Below are 11,864 nucleotides of genomic sequence, written 5' to 3'. Positions count from 1 at the left end.
CCGCTGACGCGCCCGCCGCCGACGCGCCCTCCGCTGACGCACCCGCCGCCGAAGCCCCCGCCACCGAGACCCCCGCCGCGGAGGCGCCCGCCGACGCTCCCGCCGCCGAGGCGCCCGCCGCCGACTGAGCTCGCCCCCGCCCGGCCTCGCCGCCCCACCCGCTTCCCGCCAGGAGAGGTCCTCCGTGCCCCGTCCGCCCGCGTCCGCCCGCCCGCCGCGCGCCCCCCGCGCCGCCGCCGCCGGCGTCGACGTGAGACCCGACCGCCGGCTGCGGGCCTGGGTGCTGGCGGTGCTGCTGGTCCTCAGCCTCTTCGGCGGCCGCCTCGTGCAGCTGCAGGGCGCCGACGCCTCGCAGTACGCGGAGGCCGCGCTGAAGCAGCGGACCTCGAAGACGACGCTCTGGGCCGACCGCGGGCAGATCCTCGACGACAAGGGCGTCGTGCTGGCGACGTCGGTCGAGCGGCGGACCGTGGTCGCCGACCCCAAGACGATCGCCGACTACAACCTGAGGACCGTTCCGGGGACGGGGGAGAAGGTGCCGCGCAAGGAGGGCATGCCGACGGGGCCCGCGGGCGCCGCGGCCGTCCTCGCGCCGCTCCTGGGGGCCGACGAGGCCACGCTGACCAAGACCCTGACGGGGACGAACCGCTACGCCGTCCTCGCCAAGGGGATCACCCCCGAGGTCTGGCAGCAGGTCCTTGACGCCGACGTCCCCGGCATCAGCAGCGAGCGCACCACGCAGCGGATCTACCCGACGGGCAACGCCTCCTCGACGCTCGTGGGCATCCTCGGCAGCGACGGTCAGGGGCTGTCGGGTCTCGAGGGCGCCGACAACTCCACGCTCGAGGGCACCAACGGCTGGATGCGCTACGAGCGCAGCCTCGGCGGCCAGCAGATCCCGCTGGGCGACAGCACCGTCACCGAACCCGTCGACGGCGACTCGATGCACCTGACCATCGACCAGGACCTGCAGTGGAAGGCCGAGAGCGCCATCGCCGCGCAGGTCGCGGCGACGGGGGCCGAGAACGGCACCGTCGTCATCATGGACAAGCAGCAGCGCCTGCTCGCCATGGCCAGCGCCCCGAGCTTCGACCCGGCCACGAACAAGTTCACCAACGAGCAGCTGAACAACACCGCGCTCACGGAGTCGTTCGAGCCCGGGTCCACGGCGAAGGTCCTGACGCTGGCCGCCGTCATCGAGGAGGGCAAGGCCGACGCGGCGACGCCGTACACGGTGCCCGGTGAGCTGAAGCGCTCCACGAAGGTCTTCCACGACTCCCACGCCCACGGCGAGGAGAAGCTCACGCTCGCCGGGGTCCTCGCCCAGTCCAGCAACATCGGGACGATCCTCGCCGGCGAGGAGCTCGACGCGGCGACGCTGTACGCCTACGAGAAGAAGTTCGGGTTCGGCGTGAAGACCGACCTGGACTTCCCGGGGGAGACCGCCGGGAAGGTCTGGGCGCCGGGGGAGGAGGGGTGGTCGGGGACCACCCGCTACACGGTCATGTTCGGCCAGGGGCTGTCGGTCAACGCCGTGCAGGCGGCGTCGGTGTTCGCGACCGTGGCCAACGACGGCGTGCGGGTCGAGCCGTCGCTCGTCGCGGGCACGTCCGACCCGGCGGGCACGTACACCGCCGCTCCCGCGCCGGCCAGCACCCGCGTCGTCAGCCCGTCCACCGCCTCGACGATGCGCGACATGATGCAGGCCGTCGTCGGCGAGGAGGGCACCGGCGAGGCCGCGAACATCCCCGGCTACCTCGTGGCCGGCAAGACCGGTACCGCCAACCGCTTCGACGAGGACTGCCGGTGCTACTCCGGGTACACGGCCTCGTTCATCGGCATGGCCCCCGCCGACGACCCGCAGCTCGTCGTCGCGGTGATCCTCCAGGACCCCAAGAACAACTACTACGGCGGCGCCGCGGCCGGCCCGGTGTTCAAGGACGTCATGACCTACGCGCTGCAGCAGCGCGGGGTGGCACCGTCCACGACGCCCCCCGCGAACCTGCCCCTGACCTGGGGAGCGCCCGAGTGAGCACCCCCCAGCCGTCCCGGCGGGCCCGCCCCGCCGGGCGGTGCCGTACCGGCCGCGCGGCCGGGGACCGGTAGCCTCCCACCGTGCCGATGACCGACGGCCCCGGTGGCGACAGCCCCCGCGGGCACGTGTCCCTGGCCGACCTCTCCCTCGCCCTGGGCACACCCGTGCGGGCGGCCGGTGACCACGACCCCGATCCCGCGCTGCCCGTGACCGGCGCGACGCTGGACTCGCGCCGCGTCGCCCCCGGTGACCTCTACGCCGCGCTGCCCGGTGCCCACGCGCACGGTGCGGCCTTCGCCGCGCAGGCCGCGGCCGCGGGCGCCGTCGTCGCGCTGACCGACCCCGCGGGCGCCGAGCGCGTCGCCGCCGCCGGCCTCCCGGCGCTCGTCGTGGCCGACCCGCGCGCCGTCCTCGGCGACCTCGCCGCCGCCGTCCACGGCCACCCCGGGCGCGCGCTGACGACGGTCGGCATCACGGGCACCAACGGCAAGACCACCACGGCGTACCTGCTGGAGGCCGTGCTGAGCGGGGCCGGCTGGACGACCGGGCTGCTCGGCACCGTGGAGACCCGCATCGCCGGGCGCCGGGTGCCCAGCGTCCGGACCACGCCCGAGGCGCCCGACCTGCACGCGCTGCTCGCGCGGATGGTCGAGGCGGGGGTGCGCGGCTGCGCGCTGGAGGTCTCCAGCCACGCCCTGGCGCTGCACCGCGTCGACGGCCTCGTCGTCGACGTCGCGGTGTTCACCAACCTCAGCCAGGACCACCTGGACTTCCACGGCTCGCTGGAGGAGTACTTCCAGGCCAAGGCCCTGCTCTTCACGCCCCGCCACGCCCGCGCGGGCGTCGTCGCCGTCGACACGGAGTGGGGGCGGCGCCTCGCCGCCCAGGCGTCCGTGCCCGTCACCACCGTGCGCACCGTCGACGGGCCGCCACCCTCGGCGAACGACGCGGACGTCGTCGTCACCGGCGTGCGGCCCGGCCGCTCCGGCAGCACCTTCACGCTCGCGCCGCGCCCCGGCGGCGCGCTGGCGGAGCTCCTGGACGGCCCGCTGGAGCTCACCGCGGCCCTGCCCGGCGCCTTCAACGTGGCCAACGCGGCGCTCGCCGCGGTCGCGGCCCTGCTCGCCGGCGTCGGGCCGCAGGCGGTGCGGGCCGGGCTCGCGGCCGCCCCCGGCGTGCCGGGGCGGATGGAGCGCGTGGGCCGCGCCGAGGACGAGCCCCTCGTGGTCGTCGACTACGCCCACACGCCCGACGCGCTCGAGCGGGTCCTGGAGACCCTGCGCCCGTCGACGGCGGGCCGCCTCGTCGCCGTGCTCGGCGCGGGCGGCGACCGCGACCGCGCGAAGCGCCCCGTGATGGGCGAGGTCGCGGCCCGGCTCGCCGACCTCGTCGTCGTCACCGACGACAACCCCCGCTCCGAGGACCCGGCGGCCGTCCGGGCCGCGGTCCTGGCCGGCGCCCGCGGGTCCGGGGGCGCCGAGGTGCGGGAGGTCGCCGACCGCCGCGAGGCCGTGGCCGCGGCGCTCGCGGCCTGCGCCGGGCCGCAGGACACCGTCCTGCTCGCGGGCAAGGGCCACGAGAGCGGCCAGGAGGTCGCCGGGGTCACCACGCCCTTCGACGACCGGGAGGTCGCCGCGGCGGCGCTGCACGCCTGGCGCGCGCAGCACGTCGAGCACGTCAGCAGTCCCGCCGGTGCCGCACCAGGCCCGGCGACGTCCGAGTTCGGAGGTAGGTCGTGATCCCGCTGACCGCGGCGCAGGTGGCCGAGCTGGCCGGTGGCCGGCTCGTGTCCGGCGACGCCGGGACGACGCTCACGGGGCCGGTGGTGGTGGACTCCCGCCTCGCCGGGCCCGGGGCCGTGTTCGTCGCCCTGCCGGGCGAGCACGTCGACGGGGCCGAGCACGCCGCCGCGGCCGTCGCCGCCGGGGCGGGCCTCGTGCTCGCCCAGCGCGAGGTCGACGTCCCCGCCGGCACCCCGGTGGTCCTCGTCGCCGACGCCGTGACCGCCCTCGGCGAGCTCGCGGCCGGCGTCCTGCGGCAGCTCGCCGCGGGGGGTGCCGGGCCGCACGTCGTCGGGATCACCGGCTCGGCCGGCAAGACCACGACCAAGGACCTGCTGGCCCAGGTCCTCGAGCCCGCCGGCGGCGTCGTCGCGCCCCGCGCGTCCTTCAACAACGAGATCGGCGTGCCGCTGACCGTCCTGCGCGCCGACGAGGGCACCCGCACCCTCGTCGTGGAGATGGGCGCCCGCGGGCCGGGCCACATCGCGGCCCTGTGCCGCACCGCGCCGCCGCGGACCGCGGTCGTGCTCACGGTCGGCAGCGCCCACGTCGGGGAGTTCGGCTCCCTGGACGCCACCGCGGCCGCCAAGGGCGAGCTCGTCGAGGCGCTGGGCGCCGACGGCCTCGCCGTGCTCAACGCCGACGACACCCGCGTCGCCGCCATGGCCGCGCGCACGAGCGCGCCCGTCCTCACCTTCGGCCGCTCCGCCTCGGCCGACGTCCGCGCCGAGGACGTCGTCCTCGACGCCGCCGCCCGTCCCGCCTTCACGCTGGCCCGGGGCGACGAGCGCGCGCCCGTCACCTTGCAGCTGCACGGCGAGCACCAGGTCACCAACGCCCTCGCCGCGGCGGCCGTCGCGCTCGGCCTCGGCCGGCCGCTGGCCGAGGTCGCCGCGAGCCTGTCCACCGCCCGCGTCGTCAGCCCCGGTCGCATGCAGGTCGTCGAGCGCGCCGACGGCGTGACCGTCGTGCACGACGCCTTCAACGCCAACCCCGACTCGGTCCGCGCCGCGCTGAAGGCACTCGTGGAGATGGCGCGCGGGCGCCGGACGTGGGCCGTGCTGGGGGAGATGCTCGAGCTCGGGCCCACCTCCCGCGACGAGCACGACGTCATCGGCCGCCTCGTGGTGCGCCTGGACGTCTCGCAGCTGCTCGTCGTCGGCGCGGGCGCCCGGCCCGTCTACACCGGCGCCGTCATGGAGGGCTCGTGGGGTGAGGAGGCGGCCTTCGCCCCCGACGTCGACGCGGCGCTCGCGGTGCTGCGCGAGGCCCTGCGCCCCGGCGACGTGGTCCTCGTGAAGTCCTCCAAGGGCTCGGGCCTCGCCCGGCTCGCGGAGACCCTCATCGCCGACGCACCCGCCGCCGCGGACGCCACGACGGGGACGGGGGCCGGCGCATGAGGGCCGTCCTGATCGCGGGCGCCGTCTCGCTCGTCGTCGCCCTCTTCGGCACGCCGCTGTACATCCGGTTCCTCGTGCGCCGCAAGTACGGCCAGTTCGTCCGCGACGACGGCCCCACGAGCCACCACACCAAGCGCGGCACGCCCACGATGGGCGGAGCCGTCATCATCGGCGGCACCCTGCTGGCCTACGCCCTGGCGCACCTCGTCCTGTGGACCCCGCCGACGGTCTCCGGCCTGCTCGTCCTGTTCCTCATGACGGGGCTCGGGGTCGTGGGGTTCCTCGACGACTTCCTGAAGATCTCCAAGCAGCGCAGCCTGGGCCTGTCCGCCCGCGCCAAGCTGCTGGGGCAGGGGCTCGTCGGCATCGCCTTCGCCGTCCTCGCCCTGCAGTTCCCCTCCGGGGACGGGGCGACGCCCGCCTCGACGAACATCTCCTTCCTGCGCGACACCCGCTTCGACCTCGCGTTCGGCGGGGCGGCGCTGGGGCTGGTGCTGTTCGTCATCTGGTCGCTGCTGCTCATCGCGGGGGCCAGCAACGGCGTGAACCTCACCGACGGCCTGGACGGCCTGGCCACAGGCGCCTGCACGATGGTGTTCGCGGCGTACGTGCTGATCGGCACGTTCCAGTCCAACCAGAGCTGCTACAACCCGCTCTCGCAGTTCGAGGCCCGCTGCTACGAGGTGCGAGATCCGCGCGACCTCGCGGTCGTGGCGGCCGCCGTCATGGGGGCCTGCTTCGGGTTCCTCTGGTGGAACGCCAGCCCCGCCAAGATCTTCATGGGCGACACGGGGTCGCTGGCCCTGGGCGGTGCGCTGGCCGGTCTCGCGATCCTGTCCCGCACGCAGGTGCTGCTGGTCATCCTCGGCGGGCTGTTCGTCATCATCACGCTGTCGGTGATCCTGCAGGTCGGCTCCTTCAAGCTGTCCGGAAAGCGGATCTTCCGGATGGCCCCGCTGCAGCACCACTTCGAGCTGGCGGGCTGGGGCGAGGTCACCATCGTCATCCGGTTCTGGATCATCGCGGGGCTGTTCGTGTCCCTCGGGCTCGGAGTGTTCTACGCGCAGTGGGTGGTGAACGCGTGAGCGGCTGGCTGGGCCACCCCGCCCCCCGGGCCGCCGACACCGAGCGCGTGCGGCAGCTGCGCTCCGCCGCCTCGCCCTGGGCGGGCCTGCGCACGCTGGTGACCGGGATCGGGATCTCCGGCTTCGCGGCCGCCGACGCCCTGCTCGAGGCCGGCGCCGAGGTCGTCGTCGTCGACGCGGCCACGACCGAGGTCGCGCGGGACAAGGCCGCGCTGCTCGAGGTCCTCGGCGCCCGGGTGCTGCTGGGCGAGGAGCACCTGGCGGCGCCCCCGGACGGCTACGGCGCCCTCGACCTCGTCGTCACGTCCCCGGGCTGGCGCCCCGACGCCCCCCTGCTGGCCGGGGCCGGTCTCGCCGGCGTCCCCGTGTGGGGCGACGTCGAGCTCGCCTGGCGCATGCGCCCGGAGACCGGGGCCGCGCCGTGGCTGACGCTGACGGGCACCAACGGCAAGACCACCACCGTCGAGCTCGTCTCCTCGATGCTGCGCGCCGCGGGCCTGCGGGCGACCTCCGCCGGCAACATCGGCACCCCGCTGGTCGAGGCGCTGCGCCACCCGCACGCCTACGAGTACCTCGCGGTGGAGCTGTCCAGCTACCAGCTGCACTGGCTGTCCACCGACACCACGGCCTCCCTGCGGCCCCTGGCCAGCGCCTGCCTCAACGTCGCGCCCGACCACCTCGACTGGCACGGCTCGCCTGCCGCCTACGCCGCGGCCAAGGGCCGCGTCTACGAGAACACCGAGCTGGCCTGCGTCTACAACCTGGCCGACGAGCAGACCGAGGCGCTCGTGCGCGAGGCCGACGTCGTCGAGGGCGCGCGCGCCGTCGCGTTCACGCGCGGCATCCCCCGCGTGGGGATGCTCGGCGTCGTCGAGGACGTGCTGTGCGACCGGGCCTTCGTCGAGGAGCGGCACTCCAGCGCCGCGGAGCTCTGCTCGCTCGCGGACCTCGCCCCCGACGGCGGGCCCGTCGCGCCCCACACCGTCGACAACGTCCTCGCGGCCGCCGCCCTCGCGCGCGCCGCGGGCGTCCCGCAGGTCGCGGTCCGCAACGGCGTCCGCGGGTTCACGCCTGCGCCGCACCGCATCGCGACCGTCGCGGTCGAGGACGACGTCCGCTGGGTGGACGACTCCAAGGCGACCAACGCGCACGCCGCCGCGGCCTCGCTGGCGGCGTTCGAGAGCGTCGTGTGGATCGCCGGGGGACTGGCCAAGGGTGGCACGTTCGACGACCTCGTGGCCGGTGCCGCGGGGCGGTTGCGCGCCGCCGTCCTGATCGGCCGGGACCGGGCCGTCGTGGCCGAGGCGCTGGCCCGACACGCCCCGGACGTCCCCGTCGTCGAGGTGGAGTTCGACCATGCTGGCGGCATGGATCCCGAGCAGTTCGCCAGCTCCGTCATGGACGCCGTCGTGGCGCGGGCCGCGGGGTTCGCCCGCCCCGGCGACACGGTGCTGCTGGCGCCGGCGTGCGCGTCCATGGACCAGTTCACGAACTACGGCCACCGCGGCGACGCGTTCGCCGCGGCCGTGCGGCGCCACCTCGCCGCCCCCGGCCGGCCCGGCACCCCGGGCGTCTGAGGTGGCGAGCGACACCCAGACCCCCCGCACCCGCCGCCCGTCGCCGACCGCCACGGGGGCGCGCCGTCCCGCGGCCCGGCGGCCCGACTGGCGCCGCCCCGCGGCCCTGGACGCGGTGGGCGACTGGACGCGGGAACGCCTGCGGCTGCTGGACTCCCCGCTGGCGACCCACCACGTCCTGCTCGCGACGACGTCGCTGCTCGTCGTCATCGGCCTCGTCATGGTCCTGTCCAGCTCGAGCATCGAGTCGCTGCGCGCCAGCGGCTCGCAGTTCACGGTGTTCCGCTCCCAGGCCGTGTTCGCCGTCCTCGGCGCCGTCGTCCTGCTCGTGGCGAGCCACGTCCCGGCGCAGCGGTGGAAGCGCCTCGCGCTGCCCGCCCTCGCCGTCACCGCGGTGCTCCAGCTCATGGTGTTCGTGCCCGGGCTCGGCAAGTCCGTCAACGGCAACCGGAACTGGATCGTCCTCGGGCCCGTGCAGGGGCAACCGTCGGAGGCCGCGAAGGTCGCCCTCGTCCTGGCGTGCGCGCTCGCCCTGGCGCGCAAGGCCGACCGGCTGCACGAGCCCAAGCAGCTCGTCGGCGCGCTGCTGCCCTCGACGCTGCTGACCGTCGGGCTCGTCCTGCTGCAGGGCGACCTCGGCACGGCGCTCGTCATGATGCTCGTGCTGGTGGCAATGCTCTGGGTGGCGGGCGTCCCCGCGAGGTTCTTCGCGCTCGCGGGAACCGCCGGCACGCTGCTCGTCGTGGCGCTCGTGATGTCCAGCGCGAACCGCCAGCACCGCGTCCACGACTGGCTGTTCGGCTCGAACACGACGGCCGAGGCCATCCAGGGCGTCAGCTGGCAACCCGTGCAGGGCAAGTACGCCCTCGCCTCCGGGGGCTGGTGGGGCCTCGGCCTGGGCGCGAGCCGCGAGAAGTGGCAGTGGCTGCCGGAGGCCCACAACGACTTCATCTTCGCCATCATCGGCGAGGAGCTCGGCCTGCCCGGCACCCTCGTCGTGCTCGTCCTGTTCGCGGTCCTGGCGCTCGCGGCCCTGCGCCTGGTGCGCCGCTCCGACGACCTGTTCGTCAAGCTCGCCACCGCGGGGTTCGCCACCTGGGTCCTGGGCCAGGCGTGCCTGAACATCGGCGTGGTCCTCGGCGTCCTGCCGGTCATCGGCGTGCCGCTGCCGTTCATCTCCGCGGGCGGTTCCGCGCTCGTGCTGACGCTGTTCGCCGTGGGCATCCTGCTGTCCTTCGCCCGGGCCGAACCCGGTGCGCCCGAGGCGCTGCGCGCCCGGGAGTCCGTCGTGCAGCGGTCCCTCGCCGTCCTGCCCAAGCGCGCCGGAGGCTCGCGGTGACCCTGTCCGTCCTGCTCGCGGGCGGCGGGACGGCGGGCCACGTCGCGCCGCTGCTCGCCACCGCCGACTGCCTGCGCCGCCGCCACCCCGACGCGCGGTTCCTGGCGCTGGGCACCATCGCCGGCCTCGAGTCGCGGCTGCTGCCCGAGCGCGGGTACTCCTTCGTCGAGGTCCCGCGGGTCCCGCTGCCCCGCAAACCCTCCGCCGACCTGTACCGGCTGCCGCAGCGGCTGCGCAAGGCCGTCACCGCGGCCCGCCACGCCATCGAGCAGATCGACGCCGACGTGGTCGTGGGGTTCGGCGGCTACGTCTCGGTGCCCGGCTACGTCGCGGCCCGCCGGCTGCGGGTGCCGATCGTCGTGCACGAGCAGAACTCGCTGCCCGGCATCGCCAACCGCCTCGGGGCGCGCTGGGCCCGCTCGACCGCCGTCACGTTCCCCGGCACGAGCCTGCGCGGGGCCGTCCACACCGGCATGCCGCTGCGCAGCGAGATCACCGACCTCGCGCTGCTGCCCGACCGCGCCGCCCGCCGCCGCGAGGCCCGCGCCGAGCTCGGGCTCGACCCGGACCGCCCGACGCTGCTCGTCACCGGCGGGTCGCTGGGCGCCCAGCGCCTCAACGACGTCCTGGGCTCCTGCGCCGGGGAGCTGCTCGCCGCCGGGGTCCAGGTGCTGCACGCCAGCGGCCGCGGCAAGGAGGTCGCCCTCGCCCCGGACGTCGACCGCACCCGCTACGTCGTGCGGCCCTACCTCGACGCCATCGACACCGCCTACGCCGCAGCCGACCTCGTCGTCGGCCGCAGCGGTGCGGGCACCGTCAGCGAGCTGACGGCGCTCGGCCTGCCGGGGGTGTACGTGCCGCTGCCCATCGGCAACGGCGAGCAGCGCCGCAACGCCGAGAGCGTCGTCGCGGCCGGGGGTGGCGTCCTCGTCGACGACGCCGCGCTGGACGCCGCGTTCGTCCGTTCCCGCGTCCTGCCGCTGCTGACCGACCCGGCCGCCCTCGCCGCCGCGTCGGCCGCCGCCGCGGCCTTCGGCGTGCACGACGGCGCCGAGCGCCTGGCCGACCTCGTCGAGGCCGCCGCCGCGAGCCGCTCGTGAGCTCCGCGTCCTCCGCGGCCGTGCCGCCCGCGGAGCCGGTCCCCGTCGCCGACCTGGGCGCCGTCCACCTGGTGGGCATCGGCGGCGTCGGCATGTCCGGCATCGCCCGCCTGCTCCTCGGCCGGGGCGTGCGGGTCTCCGGCAGCGACTCCGCCGACTCGCCCGGCCTCGCGCAGCTGCGCGACCTGGGGGCCCGGGTCGCTGTCGGCCACGACGCGGCGAACCTCGGTGACGCCGACACCCTCGTCGTGTCCTCCGCCGTGCGGCCCGCCAACCCCGAGCTGGTCGCGGCCCGCGAGCGCGGCCTGCGCGTGCTGCACCGCTCCGAGGCCCTCGCCGCGCTCATGGTCGGCCGCCGCGGGGTCGCCGTCGCCGGCACCCACGGCAAGACCACGACGTCGTCGATGCTGGCGGCGGCCCTGCGCCACGCGGGGATCGACGCCTCCTCGGCCATCGGGGGCGAGCTCACGGGCGGCAGCGACGGTGGCGCGCACGACGGCACCGCCGACGTCTTCGTCGCCGAGGCCGACGAGTCGGACGGCTCGTTCCGCGCGTACGCGCCCGTGGTCTCGATCGTGACCAACGTCGAGGCCGACCACCTCGACCACTACGGCACCGCCGAGGCCGTCGCGACGGCGTTCGAGGAGTTCGCCGCCCGCGTGCAGCCCGGCGGCCTGCTCGTCACGTGCGCGGACGACCCGGGCGCGCGCGCCCTGACCGAGCACGCCCGCGCCGCGGGGATCCGCACGCGCACCTACGGCACCGACCCGGCGGCCGACGTGCGCCTGGCCGACGTCCGGCTCGTCGGCGCCGACGGCGGGGCCGAGCCGCGGGCCCTCGTGCGGGACGGCACCGGCAGCCGGGAGCTCGTCCTTCGCGTGCCGGGGGAGCACAACCTGCGCAACGCCGCCGCGGCGTACACCGCCGCCGTGGAGCTCGGGGCCGACCCGGCCGCCGTCCTGGCCGGCCTCGGCCGCTTCGGCGGCGCCCGCCGACGCTTCGAGGCGCGCGGCGAGGCCGGGGGCGTCCGGGTCGTCGACGACTACTCCCACCACCCCACCGAGGTCGAGGCGCTGCTGCGCGCCGCACGTCCTGTCGCGGGCGACGGCCGCGTCGTCGTGGTCTTCCAGCCGCACCTGGTCAGCCGCACGAGGGCCTTCGCGGCCGACTTCGGGCGCGTGCTCGGCCTCGCGGACGACGTCGTCGTGCTCGACGTGTACGTGGCGCGCGAGGACCCGGACCCGGCCGTCACGGGCCGCCTGGTCGCCGACGCCGTGCCGCTGCCCGCCGGGCACGTCCTCTTCCTGCCCGAGCGCGCCGGGGCGGCCCGGGTCGTCGCGGGACGCGTGCGGCCCGGGGACCTCCTGCTCACGGTGGGCGCGGGCGACGTGACGCGGATCGGCCCCGAGGTGCTGGAGCTGCTCGCCGCGGCCGGGGACCCCGCGTGAGCCGCCCGACGCGCCCCCGTGCGCCGAAGTCGCCGCCGCTGCCCCCGCCGCCACCCGCGGGGGCGTCGCGCGAGGTGCGGCTGCCGGACACCGCGAGCG

General features: G+C 76.3%; 8 protein-coding genes. All 8 read left to right on the top strand.

Annotated elements, in window-relative coordinates; translation table 11 throughout:
* The first annotated feature begins 184 nt into the window (after positions 1 to 184).
* Positions 185 to 2,032, top strand: coding sequence for a peptidoglycan D,D-transpeptidase FtsI family protein (locus F1544_RS22235; protein ID WP_167588376.1), 1,848 nt, complete (start codon positions 185 to 187; stop codon positions 2,030 to 2,032).
* A gap of 89 nt (positions 2,033 to 2,121) precedes the next feature.
* Positions 2,122 to 3,774, top strand: a complete 1,653-nt coding sequence (locus tag F1544_RS22230; RefSeq protein ID WP_167588380.1) for a UDP-N-acetylmuramoyl-L-alanyl-D-glutamate--2,6-diaminopimelate ligase — start codon at positions 2,122 to 2,124, stop codon at positions 3,772 to 3,774.
* A complete protein-coding gene (locus F1544_RS22225; protein WP_167588375.1) occupies positions 3,771 to 5,216 on the top strand; it encodes a UDP-N-acetylmuramoyl-tripeptide--D-alanyl-D-alanine ligase in 1,446 nt (481 codons plus the stop codon). Before F1544_RS22230 ends, F1544_RS22225 begins: the two co-directional genes overlap by 4 nt.
* Positions 5,213 to 6,301, top strand: coding sequence for a phospho-N-acetylmuramoyl-pentapeptide-transferase (mraY, locus tag F1544_RS22220; RefSeq protein ID WP_167588374.1), 1,089 nt, complete (start codon positions 5,213 to 5,215; stop codon positions 6,299 to 6,301). Before F1544_RS22225 ends, mraY begins: the two co-directional genes overlap by 4 nt.
* Entirely contained in the window at positions 6,298 to 7,878 is a 1,581-nt protein-coding gene (gene murD, locus F1544_RS22215; RefSeq protein WP_308470269.1) for a UDP-N-acetylmuramoyl-L-alanine--D-glutamate ligase, read from the top strand. The genes mraY and murD overlap by 4 nt, the downstream gene beginning before the upstream one ends.
* 1 nt (position 7,879) lies before the next feature.
* Positions 7,880 to 9,217 carry a putative lipid II flippase FtsW gene (ftsW, locus tag F1544_RS22210; RefSeq protein WP_167588373.1) on the top strand — a complete coding sequence of 446 codons (1,338 nt, stop codon included), beginning with the start codon at positions 7,880 to 7,882 and terminating at the stop codon, positions 9,215 to 9,217.
* Positions 9,218 to 9,219: 2 nt separating this feature from the next.
* Positions 9,220 to 10,317, top strand: coding sequence for an undecaprenyldiphospho-muramoylpentapeptide beta-N-acetylglucosaminyltransferase (gene murG / locus F1544_RS22205; RefSeq protein WP_167588377.1), 1,098 nt, complete (start codon positions 9,220 to 9,222; stop codon positions 10,315 to 10,317).
* A gap of 92 nt (positions 10,318 to 10,409) precedes the next feature.
* Entirely contained in the window at positions 10,410 to 11,765 is a 1,356-nt protein-coding gene (gene murC / locus F1544_RS22200) for a UDP-N-acetylmuramate--L-alanine ligase (RefSeq protein ID WP_208972421.1), read from the top strand.
* Positions 11,766 to 11,864 lie beyond the last annotated feature (99 nt).

It is taken from the genome of Kineococcus rubinsiae, from assembly GCF_011839805.1.
Taxonomy (GTDB): domain Bacteria; phylum Actinomycetota; class Actinomycetes; order Actinomycetales; family Kineococcaceae; genus Kineococcus; species Kineococcus rubinsiae.
The sequence above is the reverse complement of the archived record's forward strand: the minus strand, read 5'-3'. Positions and strand labels throughout refer to the sequence as shown.